Genomic DNA, 19,857 nt, shown 5'->3' with positions numbered 1-19,857 from the left:
CACTATGGAACACTTAGGTCAATTTATCATAAACCACTGGCCACTATGGCTTCTCTTCATTGTGGTTTTATTTTTAACATTCTTAAATGAGTTATTCACTCAGAGAAAGAAAGCCAAAGAGCTCTCTCCACAAGCAGCTGTTGATTTGATCAACAATGAAAATGCGCTCGTTATCGATTTACGCGATACAGAAAGCTTTAAAAAAGGCCACATCATTGATTCAATTAATGCCAAAAGCGAAGACTTTGGACAACAAAAAATGGAAAAATACAAAAACAAACCCATTATTTTAGTCTGCGCCCGTGGCTTGCAAACGCCTGCTTTTGCCAACAAAATCAAAACCCAAGGCTATCAACCTTTAGTCCTTTCCGGTGGTATTGAGGCATGGAAAAACGCAGATTTACCGTTGGTTAAAGGGAAATAAAGATGCCTGAAATCATTATATACACTAAGGACTACTGCCCTTATTGTGTGAAAGCAAAAGAATTATTGACGCAAAAAAAAGTTTCATTTACGGAGATTCGTATTGATTTACAACCGGAACTACGTGAAGAAATGATCGCCAAAAGCGGCAGGCACACCGTGCCACAAATTTTCATTAATGGTCATCATGTCGGTGGCTGCGATGATTTATATGCCCTGGAGGCCCAGGGAAAATTAGACCAATTACTAAGAGGATAGGAATATCATGGCAGAACAAGCAAACCAAGAACAACAAAACAATGACACTCAATTCATGATCCAAAGAGTCTATGTTAAAGATTTATCTTATGAAACGCCAAATACACCCGCGGTGTTCCAACAACAATGGGAACCAGAACTGACACTCGATCTGAATACAACCAGTACTCAATTAGAAGCTGGCGTTTATGAAGTAATATTAACCGTAACTGCTACAGTAAATAACCAAAAAACAGTTGCATTCCTGGTTGAGGTAAAACAAGCAGGTATATTCACTATTCAAGGCGCCCCAGACAATCAATTAGACCATCTGTTAAATAGCTTCTGCCCAAGTATTCTTTTCCCCTATGCTCGTGAAGCGATTACATCGCAAGTAATTCGTGGCAGCTTCCCACAATTAGTATTGGCTCCGATTAATTTTGATGCTTTATACATGCAACAACTTGCAGAAAAGCAAAAAGGGGCACAAACTACAGAAGAAGCGATTACTCACTAAACGATGAATAAAAAAACCATTGCCATATTAGGTGCCGGCTCTTGGGGCACCGCTGTTGCAATTCATCTGTCCCAAATAGGGCATCGTGTATTGCTGTGGGCGCATAACCCACAGCACGTAGCCCTTATGGCAGAAACAAAAACAAATCCACGCTATTTACCAGATATTAAATTCCCGGAGACCTTAATCCCTACAGGCGATTTAAATCAATGTCTGCGTGAAGCGGATTATGTTCTTATTGCTGTCCCCTCCCATGCATTTGCCGGCCTTCTTGCCAACATCAAAGAACCATTGCAAGGTCTGGCATGGATTACTAAAGGGATCGATCCAAACAGTCACCGATTATTAAGTGACTTAGTGGCGCAACGTTTTGGCCCGTCATTTCCAGTGGCCATGATTACCGGTCCTTCATTTGCCAAAGAAGTCGCGCGTTTTTTACCTACCGCATTAACCTTGGCGAGCAACAATTTAGACTACCAAAAAAACATTCAGCAATTACTCCATCACAGTAATATACGGGTCTACTTCAGTGATGATCTCACCGGGGTACAAGTCTGTGGCGCGGTCAAAAATGTCTTGGCTATTGGTTGTGGCATCAGCGATGGTCTCGGTTATGGTGCTAATGCTAAAGCAGCCCTAATCACCCGTGGCTTAGCCGAAATGAGCCGCTTGGGATTAAGTCTCGGTGCACAGGCAGATACCTTTCTTGGCTTAGCTGGTGTAGGTGATTTAGTACTTACCTGTACTGATGATCAATCACGCAACCGCCGTTTTGGCTTGCTTTTAGGTCAAAATGTGAGTATAAATGAAGCAGAGAAACAAATTGGTCAAGTTGTTGAAGGAAAAAGCAATGCCGCACAGGTATGTACCTTAGCCAAGCAATCTCACGTTGAAATGCCTATTTGCGAGCAAATCAATGCACTATTACAAGGGAAAATCAGTGCGAAAGAGGCCGTTAATAATTTAATGAGCCGCCCACCCAAGGAAGAATAACTCCTTCTTAATTGAATTGATTCCTGGGGGTTTACTTCATGAAAAATTATATTGAACAGATACAAAAGAAATATGAGCAAGCAATTACCATATTAGGTGAACTCGAAAAAACGGTCTTACTTGAACATGAAAATGCGTCAGCGATTGTGTACGCTAAAAAGCAATTAATTAGGGTACTCCAAGAAATTATGCAAGAGCCTAAAGTACTCGCTCATGAACGCATATCAAGCTTGCTCAATGTACTTTGCCAAGAACAACTCCCTGAAATTATTGACTATATTGTTAATTTAAAAGAAGTACCATTACCGGAAATAGCTCCCAAAGGTTCTTTCTTTGCGCAAAAAAAATTCAGCTATCAACAGGCACAGTGCATTATTTTATTAGGTAATTTAGCAGCAGCAATCAATGAAAATTTACCCCTATGGCATCAGGCAAATAGCTTATTGCAAAATGCTTTGTTGCTTTATGGCGAATTGAAAACAGAAGCCCTAGTTAAGAAACCCAGTGATAATTGCAAGCCTTCCTGCATCCTGTTTTAGTATAATAACCCAGAGCGATTAACCATTTATGTTGCCATTTCGCTAGCGTTAGCCACTATTAATATAATGTTATGGATAAGAAATCGCGACTGAGCAGATTACCCGTCGATCCGCTTGGACATAATGTTGGATTTTACTGGTTTTAAAAATGGGCTGATATGATACAGATTCCAGAGAAACACCTGGAACCAAACTATTTTACTCTTTGCAACAATCAACCATCTTCTGTACAAACCGGCCTAATCTTGCCATAATTGTCCCAGAATTTTTAACGGTTGGCTCATTATTCGGAACCGATGCATGCTCATTATCAGTTTTAACATGTTCCATTGATTTTGAATCAATTAAACCTAAGTTTAGTCCCATAAAAAGACTGTAAAGCTGATAAGACTTCTGAAATAAATCAGCCGCATCCTTTTTATCCCCCTTGGTCAGCGCTTTTGTCCCTACTTCCATCAATCTCATGGATGCTGCTAATAAATGTTTACTGATACACCACACTTCGCCTTCATAGTCTTTAATTAGTCTTTTAAGTAACTCTTTACGCATTTGACGTATTTCATTTAGCAAGTCCAAATACTTCTCATCTTTCGTTTTATTAAAAGTAAAGAAGAAGTGCTCTTCCATAGAAATAAGATTCATCACCCCCATAGACAAGTCTTCGTCAGATGACAGATCAAGTATTTCGCCTTTTTCAGCTTTTTTAACTTTATCTATAAATTGTTTTATATTGTCTTGTAGTTCCATATCAGTCCTCTTTTATTTTTTATCTGGTGATTAAATAAAAAATGGTAGTGGTAAACACTAAACAAGAAATGGGTAATATTAGCCTTTGAAAATAGAAAAAAACTTTGCAATCGTTTAATGCTCGTAGAAATAGATCAGCAAATACACCAATCAAGAAGGAAATTGACCCAATGACTATACCAAGAGCTAATTTATCCATCTTCCAAAGTGTATTGCCATCAATACCAATCATTCCTGTTCTATATAACGGAAGAATTGTAAAAAAATAGAAAGAAAAGACAATTAATAATTTTAGATAGGGAAAGTGAATATTTTTCCTCTTGAGGATATCCACTGTCCACAAACTACTTGAAAGAACGACTGCGCCAATCCAAATACCAGAAATAATGTCATCAATACCCAAATAATGACTTAAACCCAAACCCATGCATGCAGCAACAGTACATATGGGACAAACAGCCAAAGCTTTATTGATGAGAAAAAATAGAATGATGAATACTGATGTAGACCATAAAAATGGTTTCATAAAAAACAATCCTTAGTTATTTATTTCTACCTTTTCATAGTATATTAGCAATTATCTTTATCACAAGTACGGTGCTCGCGACGTCAACTCTTGCTAAATGGCTACCAGTGCATCTTACCACTTCTGACCCAGCTGAACATTTCAGCGAAGCATTGATTAATGCTCTGGACAACCTGGCCATAAATAAGCAGCATTAGCACATGCAGAACCTGTTAAGACTCTAGCGAACGTCAACTAATTCAATATCCCCAACGGCCAGCGTTTCCCCTAAAAATATCTCGCCTACAGCCTGAAAACGCTTGATTGAATCCGTCACCAAATAATTTACCGAACCATTCCCCAACATCTTGTCATTAAGCAAATTTTGCTTCTGTAATAAGGAATATAATGAATTAGCGGTTGCATGCGCCGAATCAACTACAGCAATTCCTTCTGGTAACAAATCAACTAACAAAGACTTAAATACAGGAAAATGCGTGCATCCCAGTAAAAACGTGTCCTCATCGTTAAAACCATCCAAATAATGCTTTAATGCCTCACGCGCTATCTGGTTATTAATCATCCCCTCTTCTGCCAATGCAACTAAAACACTGCAAGCGCGAGTACTAATTACCGCTTGCGGTAATTGGCGCGCAATTAATTCTTGATAGGCTTTAGAAGCAATGGTTGTTTCCGTAGCTAAAACAGCGACCCGTTGATTTTTTGTTGCGGCAACAGCGGCACTTGCACCGGGAATAACCACGCCAAGTATTGGCATATCCGGTAACATAGATTGCAAATAGGGTAATGCCGCGGTGGTTGCTGTATTACAAGCAATAACTAAAGCCTTGATATGACGCTCGACCAACAGTTTTGCCATTTGCATGGCATACTGTTTTACGGTATCAGGGCTTTTAGTACCATAAGGCAAACGTGCTGTATCACCTAAGTAAATAAATGATTCATGCGGCAAACTTTCTTTTAATGCGCGCAGCACCGTCAAGCCACCCATCCCTGAGTCAAAGACACCTACAGCCAATTGATTCAAATTCAATTGCTTACCCCTTATATTTATAATTATCCGCCAGTGCGAGGAACAACAGAAGATGCTTCTGACGGTTCTGCGGCAAGGCCTTCTTCTTTCTGCCGCTCCTCGGTTTCCACTCGAGTTGCATGTAGTTGCTTCTTAAAGAACTCAGTCGCTTTTTCGCCACTTTTTTCTCTACTCTTAACACCCTTTTTATCGTGGCGCTTAGATACGTATTCACGAGCATCATCGATAAACTCTTTTACTACTTCATTATTCTTTGCAAATGACTCTTTGTAAAGGGAACCCTCAGCATACCCCCAAAATCCTTTTTGACTGGCGGGATCAAACTTAGTTGAAACCACAAAAATTGCATCCGTACCAAATTTCATTTTTGGAACTTTTTCACCTAAAATGGCAAAGGCCGTCCATAAATATTGCAACTCCTCTGCGCTTCCCTTACGCAAGCGAATAGGATTCTCCCGCGTAGGAGGGCCATCCATACCGGCCAGAACCTGGGTCGCCATAGCCATCGCAAAATTCACTCTGGCAGCATCAAGCGCTTCTGGGGATATACCATCTCCAGGTTTAGCCGTAGGGAACTGACGGACTATATATTTTCCGGGCTCTGATTTATTGCTCTTTCCTGCCTCATTAGCGGATTTATCGTAAATAAAGCGGCCTTGAATCTTAATTTCTTCTTGTGAGGTCGTATGTTTTGTTTTATAAGTCACATCAAAGCAACGGACTTGACTTGCATTGGGCTGATTTTCAAAGACAAACCTAGTAATGCGTTCTTGTTTATCATCTTGAGGGTTACCAAGTTCAGTTTCGATCTGAATATCTTCGCCATATGGATCATCAGAAGCCACTCTAGCACGTTTTGCTTCTGATTTTTCTTGCTCTCGCCCAACAAGATAAGTAACCACTGTATGTGGATTATAGGTCCATTTTTTAGAATGCTCCCTATTTAATGATGGTAAAATCGCATTTTTTATTTTGTCTTTTGCTTCAGCAAAAAAAGCGACCTGCTTATCAATATCATCTATTTGTGCTTGGATACCACTATGTAATTCTTCGATTCGGGCTTTCAGTTCCTGCTGCGCGACGCTAGTACTTTTTGCAGGCACAGGGATACTGTCCAAATAATCCTTGAGCCTGCGACGGTCATACAATAACTGCTCTCTATTAACCTCACACTCCGCTAAAATCGCTTCATATTTAATCTTCTTAGGTTCCGGCTCGCTTTGAAACTCAGGATTATATATTTGAACGTCATTCATTTTAGGAATGTAGTCGACACTCTTCGCATACTTGCCAATCTGCTTATGATTGCGTTTAAATCCAGCCAGGTTCTTTTCTACCTCATTGAGTTCTTTATTTATTAGCTCAGGAGCTATTTTAAATGTTTGGATCCGAATATCATTTTTGATTTCGCGATATAATTTGGGTGTAAGTTCTCGTGTCAATTCCTTTTTATATTGCTCTGCAATCAAACTATTATCCCCCCGTATATACAGATCAATAAAATCCTTAGCTGAGCGACTTTCCCTAAATGCCATCTGAATTTTTTCCTGGATTTCACTTTCAGTCTGCATTTTCAGGTGAGTAATATCCCCATTACCTTTATTTACTCTTAATAAAAAGCTGATAAGTCTAGGGCTGATTATTTGCTTATCAGGAGCCTTAGCGGCTATATTCAATAACTCGAGGTTACGCTTATGTTGCTCCTCAATATTATTTTTTATCTTTACATCCTTAACAACAGAACCATCTTCTTCAAGTCCGAAAGCCAGATAAAAAAGTCCCTTCTGTGCTTCTGATATAGATGCCTGAATTTTAATGGCGTGAACCAAAGCAATGTATTTACTGTTGTCGATGCCATCAGCAAACGACGCCACGCCAATAAAATTCTTATTGATGTCCGCCACTTGGCTTTCTGTGAGGATAATGGGTGGTGAAATACTAAGAAGACACTTAATAACTTGAGAATTATGAATACTTTTCACGAGTTGATTATTTATATTTTCTTCCTGTATTTTCTGTAACAGCTCATCCGCGACATGCAGATATTTCGTAAGTACACTCAGCTCGGTAGAACGCAGTATATGGCGTAAATCAGGATTATTCTCACTATCAGCACTACGATCTAAGAAATCACGTTGCTGCCCAACACTAAGGGTTCTAAACGCCTCACGAAGTCGCGAATGTCTATTCACTCCATAAATCGAGTACACGCCAATCTGAACGTCCAAACGACGCATACGTGCAGTATCTTGCAACTTAAGCATGTCATTTTTAGTAAGATAAGACAAAGCGGCCTTATCTTCCTCGCCGACAATCTTCGCTAATTCCGCTCTAAATTGCTGTAGCGTCATACCTTCTTTCTGATCAAAGGTTTTAAGCTGCGCTATTTCTCTTTTGAAAGCGTTGCTACCAACAGCCGACTGAATCACATTATTGATTGCTTGATGCAAATTAGGGACAGCATGCGCCGCCATAATGTGTTTAAGTTCGACCATTTGTTCCTGAGTGGTAACCACTTGAGCAATATAAGTATGCCCAGGAAACAGCTTGCCTAATTCAGCATTAAATTCGGCAAGTTCCTCTTTTTGCATGGCGGGAAGAAGCCGAGAATAATTATCTCTTGCCAGAGCAACATTTAAATAGCGCGCTCCCAGCTTTTCTCTAAGGGCAGTAAGATTATCCACCGTCAACTTATCGCGATTGTCTTTTACCACCAAAGCCGCGCGAAATTGCTCGCCTTCCTTATCCAACAGAGCGTTACCTTGTGCAAAAACCTCATCATCACTTAACTCTGCAATATAACTATCATAGGTGGTCATAGCTTCTTGGGCCATTAATAGATCGCTTTGCACTTGTAATATACCTCTACGTTCTTGAATTTTGGTTTCTGTTAAGCCATAGACAGTATCCATATCAATCAAATTGCTATCGCCTGTAAAACCTAATTCTTTTACAGCGTTGCGAAAAGCGTTCTCATCATTGGCTTTTTTAGCCAGGTCTAACTTATTTAATACCTCAAGACTCGCATTATCAACATTATTTACAACCCACTGCTCAGCTTCTTGTTTCTTAACCGCTTCTAATTGAGCCTGTTCTTCTTGTAATACCGTTCTACGCTCTTGAATTTTAGTTTCTGCAACAGCATAGACAGTATCCATATCAATAAATTTGCTATCGTCTGTGAAACCTAATCCTTTTACTGTGTTGCGAAAAGCCTCAAGGTTGCCCTCTTGTTTTGCTGTATCTAATGTAGTTAATACCTCAAGACTCGCATTATCAACAGCACTTAAAACCCACTGCGCTGCTTCTTGCTTCTTAGCCGTTTCTAACAGAGTTCTACGCTCTTGAATTTTATCCTGTGCTAAATCATAAACAATATCCATATCAATCAAATTAAGCGCCTTTTCTGGTAAACCTAATTCTTTTACCGCTTCGCGAAAAACGTCAAGATTGCTCTCTTGTTTAGCCGTATCTAATTTAGTTAATACCTCAAGACTGGCTGTAGCAACAGCCTGTAAAACCCACCGGGCTGCTGCCATTTTTTTAATATCGTTATTAATGTACTCATCAGTCAAAACTTCTTTAGAATCATTAATATTATCTGGCTGAGTACCATCAATTAGAGGTGCCGGTGTGGTTGTCTCTTTCCAACCATAAGCTTTAGTAATACTCGACTCTACTTTTTCTGCTAAATACGCCCTACACTCATCCTCATTATATTTTAAAATCTTCAGCAATATTTCTTGGTCATTTGTTTTATTTAAACTAAGTTTCACTCGTTGGGCAACTGCTGCCTGCTGGATGACAAGAGAAGAAGGATTCTCTTCCTCTTCAACAACATTTTCATCTTCCTCAACATCTTCCTCAACATCTTCCTCAACATCTTCCTCAACATCTTCCTCAACATCTTCCTCAACATCTAATGACTCTTTATCAGGCTTCTTCCACAAGCCCAGAACCGAAAACAAGGCTCCAAAAAAACTAAGGGCCCAGCCAAACATAGGTGCAGTTACCCCCTCTGCCTGTGACTCTTCAAATACGCCCCATGTAGACTCGTGACTCGCGATTGCAGTTTGGAATTCTTGCTCATCCTCAGGATTCGCCTGTAATAATGCATCTAAAGCATTTTGCATCTTAGTTGTATCTTCAGCATTTTTACCAGTCCAGAACGTTGTGTCATTTATTTTCGCTAACAAGGCAGCATTTTTAGACATATTCAAACTCCAAAAATCATTATGGATTTATTTTAAACTTAATTTATTAATTTAACCTTAAATTTCGTAATTTAATATCCCATCGCTCTTGAAGAGAAGGGGTAATATGGACTAGTTTATAGTAATTATAGCAAGTTTAAGGCTTAATACATGAGAACTATTCTATTTGGACTATTAGTAATGGTAAATTTCGTCTATGCGCAAGGATGCATCGTCGGCAACACCCCTTCGCAACCACGTTATATCTGTTATGACGGCCGAACATTAGAACTAACACCCCGTGGTTATGTATGGAATGGTAAACGCGGTTGCTTCATCAGTTCTGTGCCTTGCTGCCAGTACAACGCCACCCATTACGCCTTCTATAATAACCCAGCCAAGATAGGTCCTGCCTATGCTCGTTGCCGCCATGATTACCCTTTCCGTTTAGGAGAAATGCAAACCCATTGATAGACAGGAAGCTGAAGCTCGGGTTCCGGTTAGCTTTTAGGGTACCGGCTGATAATCATATTCATCAAAATCTAATCGTTGTTCTCTAAACCTGCTAAAGAAGGAAAACGTATTGCCTTCTTTGGCGAGGAAAGGCTCCATGGCTTTATCTATAATATGATTTATTTCAGACTGTGTTGATGTTTGGCCATACAAGCCCCGTAATTGGCGAATAAGCCATAGTTTACTACGCAATTGACGAATGTATTTTACGCTTGCACACTCAATCTCGGGTGATTTCCCATTGATATCCTGCTGCAGTTTTTTTAATTCGTATTTGAAATAAGGATGAGTTTGGCGCAGCTCGATCCAGTGATTAAGGCACCCAATCGCCAAATTCTTTTTATGTTTCAGACAAAACCGGTGATCTTCACCAATATCGCGTAAAATATTTTTAAAATTCTCATACGAAAGTGTTGGCTTTATCATGGGCAGGTATGGATTTGTAAATTGATGATTTTTAATTTCCTCATCCATATTGGCCTGTTTAAAACGATCCGTTTTACGGGCCCCTTTTTCTAACAAATGTTGCATAATGGCATGTTTGTCTTTGCGAATATCATGCTCGGCAACCGTTAACGTACAAGCCCGTTCCACAACAAGATCTAAAGGAATTTGGCCGGCACTATTAGGGGTATTAATAAAATGACCGAACATCCGCGTGGTTTCTTCATAACGGTACTCACCAAGTTTGATTGCCATATGCAAAGGCGTATCGCCAGCAACAAATCCATTAGCAGACATACACAATCTGTTAAAGTGAGCAACAGATGTTTTTATTTGTTGCTCTAAAGGATGATTTGGCGGAATTATTTCACGCAATAAGGCTTCATGTTTTTGAGCATCTAAGCCAACGACAAACTCACGAAACTCTTTTACAGAAAACAGCACTGCACGTAATGCAGCCAGTCGTGCGACCATTGCTTGCGTCAATAAGGCGATATGTGCTCGATCAGCAGCATTTTCAATGTTGGCGCAGTCGCGCAAGGTACGTTCTATTAATTCGGTTGGAATTAATATATGTTTATAAAAAGTTTTCCATTTCGCTTTTATAAATTCAGGATTATCCGCTAAAGCGGCAAAAGCAGCATTTTCGCTGAAACTATGATATTCCTTATTATCAAATGGATTAGCAACATAACCAAATTTTGTTGGCCAATAAGAATTTGCGGAGTGTTTTAAGTTCGGAAAAGAAAGCAAATCCTCAGCGATAATGTCAAAAGCACTAGGGCCATGAAATAAATGGAATGGTCTGCGGGTATGAAAGCCCATAATACTGTCGACAAACATTAAGTCATGATCAATTTTAAAAAATACTACGTGGGGCTTGCCATTTTTTTTGACCATATAGAAACCAAAGTTTCCTTTATGTAAGTCGTCTTCTTCCATCGTGTATGAAGTAGCCAGGATGCTTGCTAAGGCCTCATAATCAATGCTTAATTGACCTTTTTTCTCTGCCTCGGTTAGTGTAGCAAAATAACCTTGCGGTAATTTATCTAAAAAATAAATTGGAATCTGTGCCGAATCTTTAAGAGTGCGTGCAGTTGTGTTAAATCCTTGCAGGGGCTCATTTAAAGCATAAAACGGTTGACATAAACTTTCTTTATTTTCAATACTATAACAAAGATGCTGCGCCGCAACCCCAACCACATTATATTTCTCATCCAAAACTAAATATTGATCTGGAGTTAAATCAGGAGATAAAAATAATTTGGCTAATTGGCTAAAGGATATTTCTAAGCGAGAAAAAGAGGGAAGGCCGTATTTATTTTTCTTATATACAATTTTTTGCTTGAGTGGATTATAAATCGCCCCAAGATAAGCCTCATGCCCTGAATGCGAAGGAGCACCTAAAGTAATATCACTAATGTTATAAAAAGCAACCACCGAAATGCCTCCACAAAGATATTTTGCGTGTTCAATTTTAACACACTCCGCAAAAAAAAACAATGTTCCGAAGGAAGGATTGCTGACATTTTGCTCGCTTGAATCAATATAGTCGAGCACCGAAACACAGCATACACAGAGTATGTAAGCATAAGAGCACAGAAAAGCGGCCAATTTTGACCAAGATAGTAGAAATATCAACAAGCCCTAATTACTTATCCAATTCATCGGATTCAATTGTTAAATTATCATCGGGTGTCTCTAAGCCTCCTTCAGCATTAAGGCGAATTTGCAAACCAACATTATTTTTTGAGTCAGCAAATTTAATCGCATTTTCCTTGGAAATTGAGCCACGTTGATAAAGTTTTAATAAAGCCTGATCAAAAGTTTGCATTCCTTGCTCTGTACTGCGCGCCATAACGTCCTTAATTTCATCTAGCTTCCCTTTTTCAATTAAATCAGCAACATAAGGCGTGTTAAGTAAAATCTCAACGGCAGCTATGCGCTGTTTTTCCATACCAGGAACCAAGCGCAAAGAAATAATCGCACGTAAATTAAGCGATAAATCCATAAGTATTTGTTGCCGCGCATCATCAGGGAAAAAATTAATGATGCGATCTAAAGCCTGATTTGCATTATTTGCATGTAAGGTGGAAATGCATAAGTGGCCAGTTTCTGCATAAGCAATCGCATGCTTCATGGAGCTACGCTCACGAATTTCACCGATTAAAATAACATCAGGCGCTTCACGCATCGCATTTTTCAATGCATTATCATAAGTTAACGTATCGATACCCACTTCACGCTGATCGACTATTGATTTTTTATGTAAATGAATGTACTCGATGGGATCTTCAATGGTTAAAATATGCCCGCGATGATGCTGGTTTCGGTAATCAATCATCGCCGCTAAAGCCGTGGATTTACCCGAACCCGTAGCCCCTACAATCAAAACCAAACCACGTAACTCCATCACCATAGACTGTAAAATAAGCGGTAAATTTAATTGTTCAATTGAAGGAATATCACTCTTAATATAACGCGCAACCATGGAGACATCGCCGCGTTGTCGAAACAGGTTAATGCGAAAACGCCCTACTCCATTTAGTGACAAAGCCATATTAAGCTCCATTGTCGACTCAAACTCTTTGCGTTGCTCATCGTTCAGCAACGATAACGCAATTTCCACCATTTGCTGAGATGTAAGGGGCGATTTCCCTACAGGCGCAATCATGCCTTCAATTTTAATATTAGGCGGCGCGCCAACACTAAAAAACAGATCTGAAGCGCCTTTATCAACCATTAATTTAAAAAAAGGGGTTATGTCCATATATCAACTCAATTTAAAGGAAATGGCGAATGAGCACCTATTATCTCATTCGTCCCTATAAGCATAGGACATATTATAAAGAGTGATTGTTGGATTTAACAATCTAACTTCCATTGATAAATATTTAGTACTCCAATCACATCTTTTCTAAAACCTCATGTAAATATTTTACAGGTTCGATTACCATTGCCGAGCCCTGTTGTTTTGGTGCATTGGCAAAGGGAACGATTGCGCGTTTAAATCCATGTTTGGCTGCTTCTTTTAAGCGTTCCTGTCCACTTTGTACAGGTCTGATTTCGCCAGCTAATCCTACTTCACCAAAAATAATGGTTTCACTATCAAAAACTCGATTACGTAAACTAGACACCACAGCAGCTAATAAAGCCAAATCCGATCCTGTTTCGGTAACTTTTACACCACCAACCACATTAATAAAAATATCCTGGTCATACGTAGCAATGCCACCATGACGATGTAAAACAGCGAGCAAAATGGCCAAACGATTATGTTCTAAACCAACGGTAACCCGCTTGGATTGCTGCCCATGGGCCTCATCCACCAGTGCCTGCACTTCAACCAACATCGGACGCGAACCTTCCCAGGTGACCATTACTGCGCTTCCTGGGGTGGGTTCTGGCTGGCGTGATAAAAAAATTGCCGAGGGATTAGCAACTTCTTTTAAACCTTTATCCGTCATCGCAAAAACCCCCAACTCATTCACCGCCCCAAAACGATTTTTAATGGCACGAATAACGCGAAAACGACTATCACTTTGACCTTCGAAATACAACACACTATCGACCATATGTTCTAAAACCCGCGGACCGGCTAAAGCGCCCTCTTTCGTCACATGCCCCACCAAAAAAACGGCCGTCTGAGTCATTTTGGCAAAACGAACTAATTGTGCGGCAGATTCACGAACTTGACTCACGCCTCCCGGAGCAGAACTGATGCTTTCGGTAAAAATAGTTTGAATAGAATCGATGACCATGATCTTAGGATGTTCCTTTTGTGCCTGGGCAAGAATAGCCTCAACCTGAGTTTCAGCCAACAGCCGTAAACCAGCTAAGGGAAGGCCTAAACGCTTGGCACGCATCGCGACCTGTTGTAATGATTCTTCACCGGTAACATATAAAACTGTTTCGCGAAGAGAAAGATTGGCCAGGGTTTGCAATAATAAAGTGGATTTACCTATACCGGGGTCACCACCGATTAACACCACAGAGCCATAGACCAAGCCACCACCTAAAACCCGGTTTAATTCAGATAAACCACAATCCATACGGACTTCTTTATCCATTACCACGTCTTCTACCGCAGTAATTACCGAACGTTGATTCACCCAAGAAGCACCACTACGCGTATTACGACTGGCTGGGACAACGCCTTCTTCGGCAATTGAATTCCAAGACCCACATTGCGTGCATTGCCCAGCCCACTGTTTAAACACTGCGGCGCATTGATTGCAGACAAATTGGGTTTTTGTTTTCATAGTTGCTGACCTTGAGTAATCCATTCGATTTTGTGACTGCATCATAACGGAAAGCCAGCCATCTAAAAAGTAGCAACGGCTAAAACTTTCTCAAGCAGAAAGCAATGTTCGCCCCCATCCCCCATTGAATACTGAAAACAACTCAGTATAATCAGTTAATTTTGCACAATCAGGACAACGTCTATGAGTAAAGGCATCCATTTTGAGCAGTCTATAGGGGAACTGGAAGAAATTGTTCGGCAGTTGGAAAAAGGGGAATTAACCTTGGAAGACTCGCTGAAGCAATTTGAAAAAGGCATTGGTTTGGCCAGACGTTGTCAGGATGTATTACAACAAGCAGAACAAAAAATAGAAACTTTAACTGCAGCCCAATCCACTGCAGAACTCACCCCGGATGAAAAATTAAGTGATTAATACCTACATAAAACGCCATGAACATGTTCTTGAACAAATAATTAATGAGTCATCTGTGCCAGCGCAACAAATTCATTTGGCAATGAATTACTCTTTATTTCCTGGCGGCAAAAGAATCCGGCCGATTTTAGTCTACTTAACCGGCCATCTCATCGATGTTGATCCACAAGTTTTGGATGTCATTGCTGCTGCAGTGGAATTAACCCATTGCTATTCGCTAATTCATGATGACCTACCAGCAATGGATGATGATGATCTGCGACGTGGCAAACCCAGTTGTCATAAAGCATTTGATGAAGCAACGGCTATTTTAGTCGGTGATGGCATGCAAGCTTTGGCTATTGAGGTGTTGTTAACCCATTTATCCCCTCTAGTGCATCCCGTGCAAGTTATTGCCATTACTCAGGAGCTGGTCAAAGCCAGTGGCATCAGTGGCATGGTCAGTGGACAAAGCCTGGACTTATCAGAATTAGCCAAATCATCCATTACGGAAGAGCAATTGCGTGAAATTCATCACCTAAAAACTGGGCGCCTGATTTCTGCGTGTATTGAAATGGTTTTAGCAGCAAAAGACACCGTCTCCGAACAAACTAAAGCGGCCCTAAGAACCTATGCCAGTCACATTGGCCTGGTTTTTCAAATGCAAGATGATTATTTAGATCACTATGCCCCAACCGAACTTTTAGGGAAAGGTCGGTCGTCAGATTTAGCGAATCAAAAAACCACCTTTGCGACCCTCTATTCTCAAGCGAAGTTGGAAGAAGAAATAGTAAAGCATTATCAAATTGCCAACGATGCATTAAAATTATTTGCGCAAAAAGCAGAGGCATTACTCGACTTAACCAGGAAATTACAAGAGCGTAGTAATTTGCGCTAACACCTTTTTAGGAGTATTAATTGTCCACAGCAATCGTATGGTTTCGACAAGACTTACGCTGTAATGACAATCAAGCACTTGCAGAAGCATGTAACCACCATCAGTACATTATTCCTCTGTATATTTATTCTCAAGAATCGCTCGGCGCCGCCCAGCACTGGTGGCTACATCATAGTTTATTAGCCTTGCAAAAAGAATTAAAAAAACAGGGGTTAGATTTATGTCTTAAACAAGGCCAAGCCTTATCCATAATCCATGAACTAATCAAAAACCATAAGATTGAAGCAGTCTACTGGAATCGCTGTTATGAGCCGAAAAGCATTCAGCGTGATAAGCAAATTAAAGATGAATTGCGGCTCAAAGGATTACAAGTATATAGTTTTAATGGCAGCTTGTTGAATGAACCCTGGACCGTCAAAAATAAAAACGGCGACTACTTTAAAGTATTTACCCCATATTGGAAACAATGCATTCGCCAAACCACGCAATCAAGAGTAAGTAGCATCAATCAGCGCCCGCCCCCCCTTACAAGTACATCAGAACAGCTTTCCGATTGGCGTCTTTTACCCCAAAAACCTAACTGGGCTATAGAATTTCCTAATTATTGGGAACCAGGCGAACATGGGGCGATGAATAAACTGAATTTTTTTATCGAGCATCATTTACAGGATTACCAAGAAGCACGTAATCACCCTAGTAAAACAGCAACCTCTCGCCTCGCACCTCATCTTCACTTTGGTGAAATCAGCCCCTGGCAAGTCTGGAATGCCATCGAAGAAGCAAAATTACAACCCAAATGCGATTTACGCTCCGCAGACCATTTTCTTGCAGAATTAGGTTGGCGTGAATTTTCCTATTACCTGCTTTATCATTTTCCTGAATTACCCAACAAAAATTTTCGTCAGGAATTTGATGCCTTTCCATGGCAGCAAGATGAGACACACCTAAAATGCTGGCAAACAGGAATGACTGGATTCCCCATTGTCGATGCGGGCATGCGCGAATTATGGCATACCGGATACATGCATAATCGGGTACGGATGATCGTCGCATCATTCTTAATCAAAGATTTGATGATTGATTGGCGCGCAGGGGCAGCCTGGTTTTATAACACGTTACTCGATGCCGATTTAGCCAATAATTCCGCCAGTTGGCAATGGGTTGCGGGCACAGGAGCTGATTCAGCGCCCTACTTTCGTATTTTTAATCCAACACTTCAGAGCGAAAAATTTGATCCACAAGGAGAGTACATTAAAATGTGGATCCCAGAATTATCTCAAGTACCTAGGCAATGGATACACAAGCCTTGGGAAGCTCCCCCACAAACTCTAGCCATCACGCTAGGTAAAGACTATCCTTATCCATTGGTTGATCATGCCCTTGTCCGAAAAATTGCCCTTCAGCATTATCAAAGCCTTAGAAAAGTTGCTAATAATTTATCGCCCCCTAATTGAAAAGAATTCTCTGAAGTCAATGGTAAGCTGGTCGCGTGGGCATGGTCATCAAGCCAAGCTCTTTGCTGAGAGATGAGAGTTTTCGGCTTCGCTTGACGTCTATGAACGTTACAACCCAGCCTAAAACTCTGTCCACAGGACTACGTTTAAGGCATTATCGGTGCTGGAGTGCGTGCATTACCAACATAACCCATAACTTCACCAAAATAAGTATGGTTATTCCAAGCATTAGTCGCGGTAATGATTTCTTGTTTGGTGCGTGCCACAAAATTCCACCAAGTGAGAATTTCCTCTGTAAATGGTTCACCACCTATCAACAAAAACCGTTCCTGCTTAGGAATATTTAATGCTAATTGAGAACGTCCGCAGCCAAGATACAGTAAAGTATTTTTATCAATGGTTACATCTTCCACGCGAATATCACCAGTTAAGGGTAAAATTCCGTATTCAAATTTTGGATTCAATGGCAGTGTTGTTTTTGCAGACACCACCGCTTGAATGTCCAAGCCGATTAAGGGCGAATAGACAGCTGTTGGCGCTTGAGTACCCAATAGCTCGCCAACCATTACAGCGATGGCTAATCCTTCATGGTGTACGGCGGGTAACTCAGGATAATGCATGAAATCAGGCTCTATATGACGTACAGCGTCTGGTAAAGCAATCCATAATTGTACGCCTTGTAAAACACTCTTCGGATCTACCGATTCTTCAGAATGGGAAATACCGTTACCTGCGGTCATTAAATTAACTTGGCCTGGTTTAATCACCTGTTTTGAACCTAGACTATCACAATGGAGAATTTCACCGTCGATGATCCACGTAAAGGTTTGCAATCCAATATGCGGATGCGGCGCCACATCAAATTCATGGCCATTGTTTAAAACTAATGGCCCAAAATGATCCAGAAAACACCAAGCACCGATCATGCGCCGCTCACGCGTTGGCAATGCCCGCTTAATCATTAGCTTTTCACCGAGCAAGGCTTGTCGTGTCACAATTTTTTGCTGTACCGGTTTTAATGAATATTCAGGACAATCCTTTGAATCGGATAACTGCGTCTTGGTAATTAAATCGCTCATATGAACTTCCTTTAAGTGCGCGACTAGGCTATGGAGCACTCGCTTCATCAAGTCGTTTCACTTGCTTTGCCTCAAGTTTGATTTCCAGTGCCTTAACAAACTCTTTAATTTGCTCAACCTTTGTAGCACTAGCAATGGGGGCCGTGATACTTTTGCGTTGCAGTAACCAAGCAAGAGCTATAGCAGCCGGTCCACAATTGTGACTGTGTGCGACTTCATCAAGGGCAGATAAAATACGCATTCCACGTCCATTTAAGTATCGATTACCAATTACACTGCCACGAGTACTCTTGCTTAGATCGGCACTAGAGCGATATTTTCCAGTTAAAAACCCACTGGCTAATGAATAATAACTAATCACCCCAAGTCCATATTTTAGGCATAAAGGTTCTAATTCCTCTTCAAAGCCGGCTCGATCATAAAGATTGTATTCAGGTTGTAATGAGATGTAGGTAGGAAGATTTTTTTCTTTACTAAGTTCTAATGCCTTTTTAAGACGAGCGGCATTATAATTAGAGGCACCAATGGCACGTACTTTACCTTGTTGCATCAAGATTTGATAAGCCGCTAAAGTTTCCTCTAAGGGCGTATTTTCATCATCCTTATGCGATTGATACAAATCAATAACATCAGTTTGTAACCGTTTAAGGGAATCTTCTACGGCGCGGATAATATATTCTTTTTTAAGACCTTGGGAACCATCACCCATTTGCATACCTACTTTGGTCGCAAGAATCACGCGATCGCGTTTATTTGTAGCCTTTAACCAATTGCCAATGATGGTTTCTGATTCGCCACCACGATGACCTGGAACCCAAGTAGAATAGACATTAGCGGTATCAATAAAATTAAAACCATAATCTAAAAACGTATCTAATAATTTATGCGATTGGTTCTCATCCACGGTCCAACCAAAAACATTACCACCAAAAGCTAGTGGCACTACAGCTAAATTCGATTTTCCAAGCAATCGTTTTTGCATTATGTCGCTCCTCCCTTAGTCCGATGCAAAATAAGCCGTTATTTTGAAAATCCATCCGTATAATTTAAGCCCACAGCTCAACAAACTTCTAATAAACCCGCCACAAATAAATTTACCCAAGCTAAAAACATAAGCTCTCCTTTTATAAGATTTATAAAAGCGTCGTCTTGTCTTAACCGGGTACGGCGCATCTCGTCCGGAACAAACAAGGTATAGCACATAAACGGTGGAAGCTTCCATATCAACTTACTTTCTAGTCGTAAATCTAAATAAAATGCTTGATAATAGGCATTATATGATTTACTCGCCCCAAACTGTACTATAATTGCACAATCACAAGCCAATTTTAAGGCAGTTTAGATGAAAAAGACAGCGTTATCCATTGGCCTCTGTGGTGTTATACTTATTCTCATTGGCTGTGCTGAAAATTATTCTGGTTATGCCAACGCAACATCAACCCCGGTTTATTTCGCACCGGATACCGTGGAAAGATATAGCGCGCCCCCAAGCCAACAGCCCAAAGATGCCGATCAAATACAAGCCCTACGCTATAAACTGTTTGATGTACCCATGGATAACTCAAATGACTGGTCTTATTAAGCATACATTATGGCTTCACCTAGT

At 40.5% G+C, this 19,857-nt stretch carries 18 protein-coding genes and 1 riboswitch; of the genes, 9 read left to right on the top strand and 9 right to left on the bottom strand.

The features are described 5' to 3' along the window. Positions 1-4: 4 nt before the first annotated feature. Genes LDG_RS07260 through LDG_RS07240 form a run of 5 tightly spaced genes read left to right on the top strand, consistent with a single transcriptional unit; the run spans position 5 to position 2,709 of the window. A complete protein-coding gene (locus LDG_RS07260; protein ID WP_040534820.1) occupies positions 5-424 on the top strand; it encodes a rhodanese-like domain-containing protein in 420 nt (139 codons plus the stop codon). A gap of 2 nt (positions 425-426) precedes the next feature. Then, positions 427-681: a glutaredoxin 3 gene (gene grxC / locus LDG_RS07255; protein WP_006870596.1), complete on the top strand. Its 255-nt coding sequence runs from the start codon at positions 427-429 to the stop codon at positions 679-681. A 7-nt stretch (positions 682-688) separates the two neighbouring features. Next, a complete protein-coding gene (secB, locus tag LDG_RS07250; RefSeq protein ID WP_006870595.1) occupies positions 689-1,177 on the top strand; it encodes a protein-export chaperone SecB in 489 nt (162 codons plus the stop codon). Positions 1,178-1,180: 3 nt separating this feature from the next. Then, positions 1,181-2,170: an NAD(P)H-dependent glycerol-3-phosphate dehydrogenase gene (locus tag LDG_RS07245; RefSeq protein WP_006870594.1), complete on the top strand. Its 990-nt coding sequence runs from the start codon at positions 1,181-1,183 to the stop codon at positions 2,168-2,170. 38 nt (positions 2,171-2,208) lie between these two features. Then, a complete protein-coding gene (locus LDG_RS07240) occupies positions 2,209-2,709 on the top strand; it encodes a hypothetical protein (RefSeq protein WP_006870593.1) in 501 nt (166 codons plus the stop codon). A 198-nt stretch (positions 2,710-2,907) separates the two neighbouring features. Here LDG_RS07240 and LDG_RS07235 read toward each other — a convergent pair whose 3' ends face one another. The 7 genes from LDG_RS07235 to radA form a co-directional block, all read right to left on the bottom strand. Beyond that, a complete protein-coding gene (locus LDG_RS07235) occupies positions 2,908-3,456 on the bottom strand; it encodes a hypothetical protein (protein WP_006870591.1) in 549 nt (182 codons plus the stop codon). Positions 3,457-3,475: 19 nt separating this feature from the next. Next, entirely contained in the window at positions 3,476-3,982 is a 507-nt protein-coding gene (locus tag LDG_RS07230) for a hypothetical protein (RefSeq protein WP_040534818.1), read from the bottom strand. A 220-nt stretch (positions 3,983-4,202) separates the two neighbouring features. Beyond that, positions 4,203-5,015: a glutamate racemase gene (gene murI, locus LDG_RS07225; protein ID WP_006870588.1), complete on the bottom strand. Its 813-nt coding sequence runs from the start codon at positions 5,013-5,015 to the stop codon at positions 4,203-4,205. A gap of 23 nt (positions 5,016-5,038) precedes the next feature. Further along, positions 5,039-9,229: a hypothetical protein gene (locus LDG_RS07220; RefSeq protein WP_006870587.1), complete on the bottom strand. Its 4,191-nt coding sequence runs from the start codon at positions 9,227-9,229 to the stop codon at positions 5,039-5,041. Positions 9,230-9,715: 486 nt separating this feature from the next. Then, complete coding sequence (gene ankK, locus LDG_RS07210) at positions 9,716-11,725, bottom strand: Dot/Icm T4SS effector AnkK/LegA5 (protein ID WP_233491432.1); 2,010 nt, start codon at positions 11,723-11,725, stop codon at positions 9,716-9,718. A 91-nt stretch (positions 11,726-11,816) separates the two neighbouring features. Next, entirely contained in the window at positions 11,817-12,935 is a 1,119-nt protein-coding gene (locus LDG_RS07205; protein WP_040534814.1) for a PilT/PilU family type 4a pilus ATPase, read from the bottom strand. A 136-nt stretch (positions 12,936-13,071) separates the two neighbouring features. Next, positions 13,072-14,427 carry a DNA repair protein RadA gene (radA, locus tag LDG_RS07200; RefSeq protein WP_006870582.1) on the bottom strand — a complete coding sequence of 452 codons (1,356 nt, stop codon included), beginning with the start codon at positions 14,425-14,427 and terminating at the stop codon, positions 13,072-13,074. Positions 14,428-14,610: 183 nt separating this feature from the next. Between radA and LDG_RS07195 the strand changes: the two genes are divergently transcribed. The 3 genes from LDG_RS07195 to LDG_RS07185 are packed head-to-tail and all read left to right on the top strand — an operon-like array spanning position 14,611 to position 17,172. Then, positions 14,611-14,841: an exodeoxyribonuclease VII small subunit gene (locus LDG_RS07195; RefSeq protein WP_006870581.1), complete on the top strand. Its 231-nt coding sequence runs from the start codon at positions 14,611-14,613 to the stop codon at positions 14,839-14,841. Further along, positions 14,834-15,718, top strand: coding sequence for a polyprenyl synthetase family protein (locus LDG_RS07190; protein WP_006870580.1), 885 nt, complete (start codon positions 14,834-14,836; stop codon positions 15,716-15,718). Before LDG_RS07195 ends, LDG_RS07190 begins: the two co-directional genes overlap by 8 nt. 20 nt (positions 15,719-15,738) lie before the next feature. After that, entirely contained in the window at positions 15,739-17,172 is a 1,434-nt protein-coding gene (locus LDG_RS07185; protein ID WP_006870579.1) for a cryptochrome/photolyase family protein, read from the top strand. Between the two features lie 146 nt (positions 17,173-17,318). Here LDG_RS07185 and LDG_RS07180 read toward each other — a convergent pair whose 3' ends face one another. Together LDG_RS07180 and LDG_RS07175 are read right to left on the bottom strand one after the other, a co-directional pair. Continuing rightward, on the bottom strand, positions 17,319-18,251 hold the full coding sequence (locus tag LDG_RS07180; protein ID WP_006870578.1) for a pirin family protein: 933 nt from the start codon (positions 18,249-18,251) through the stop codon (positions 17,319-17,321). Positions 18,252-18,279: 28 nt separating this feature from the next. Continuing rightward, entirely contained in the window at positions 18,280-19,233 is a 954-nt protein-coding gene (locus tag LDG_RS07175) for an aldo/keto reductase (RefSeq protein ID WP_006870577.1), read from the bottom strand. 156 nt (positions 19,234-19,389) lie between these two features. Next, positions 19,390-19,453, bottom strand: a riboswitch (guanidine-III (ykkC-III) riboswitch). Positions 19,454-19,593: 140 nt separating this feature from the next. Between LDG_RS07175 and LDG_RS07165 the strand changes: the two genes are divergently transcribed. Further along, positions 19,594-19,833, top strand: a complete 240-nt coding sequence (locus tag LDG_RS07165) for a hypothetical protein (RefSeq protein ID WP_006870576.1) — start codon at positions 19,594-19,596, stop codon at positions 19,831-19,833. Positions 19,834-19,857 lie beyond the last annotated feature (24 nt).

It is taken from the genome of Legionella drancourtii LLAP12 (assembly GCF_000162755.2).
In the GTDB taxonomy this organism is placed as follows: Bacteria; Pseudomonadota; Gammaproteobacteria; order Legionellales; family Legionellaceae; genus Legionella; species Legionella drancourtii.
This window is presented reverse-complemented; position numbering and strand designations above follow the sequence as displayed.

Excerpts from the sequence above, each read along its gene's own strand:
- LDG_RS07230 (WP_040534818.1), bottom strand. The coding sequence starts at position 3,982 with ATGAAACCATTTTTATGGTCTACATCAGTATTCATCATTCTATTTTTT.
- LDG_RS07240 (WP_006870593.1), top strand. The coding sequence starts at position 2,209 with ATGAAAAATTATATTGAACAGATACAAAAGAAATATGAGCAAGCAATT.
- LDG_RS07195 (WP_006870581.1), top strand. The coding sequence starts at position 14,611 with ATGAGTAAAGGCATCCATTTTGAGCAGTCTATAGGGGAACTGGAAGAA.
- LDG_RS07180 (WP_006870578.1), bottom strand. The coding sequence starts at position 18,251 with ATGAGCGATTTAATTACCAAGACGCAGTTATCCGATTCAAAGGATTGT.
- LDG_RS07165 (WP_006870576.1), top strand. The coding sequence starts at position 19,594 with ATGAAAAAGACAGCGTTATCCATTGGCCTCTGTGGTGTTATACTTATT.
- LDG_RS07260 (WP_040534820.1), top strand. The coding sequence starts at position 5 with ATGGAACACTTAGGTCAATTTATCATAAACCACTGGCCACTATGGCTT.
- LDG_RS07175 (WP_006870577.1), bottom strand. The coding sequence starts at position 19,233 with ATGCAAAAACGATTGCTTGGAAAATCGAATTTAGCTGTAGTGCCACTA.
- secB (WP_006870595.1), top strand. The coding sequence starts at position 689 with ATGGCAGAACAAGCAAACCAAGAACAACAAAACAATGACACTCAATTC.
- grxC (WP_006870596.1), top strand. The coding sequence starts at position 427 with ATGCCTGAAATCATTATATACACTAAGGACTACTGCCCTTATTGTGTG.
- LDG_RS07235 (WP_006870591.1), bottom strand. The coding sequence starts at position 3,456 with ATGGAACTACAAGACAATATAAAACAATTTATAGATAAAGTTAAAAAA.
- LDG_RS07245 (WP_006870594.1), top strand. The coding sequence starts at position 1,181 with ATGAATAAAAAAACCATTGCCATATTAGGTGCCGGCTCTTGGGGCACC.
- radA (WP_006870582.1), bottom strand. The coding sequence starts at position 14,427 with ATGAAAACAAAAACCCAATTTGTCTGCAATCAATGCGCCGCAGTGTTT.
- LDG_RS07205 (WP_040534814.1), bottom strand. The coding sequence starts at position 12,935 with ATGGACATAACCCCTTTTTTTAAATTAATGGTTGATAAAGGCGCTTCA.
- LDG_RS07220 (WP_006870587.1), bottom strand. The coding sequence starts at position 9,229 with ATGTCTAAAAATGCTGCCTTGTTAGCGAAAATAAATGACACAACGTTC.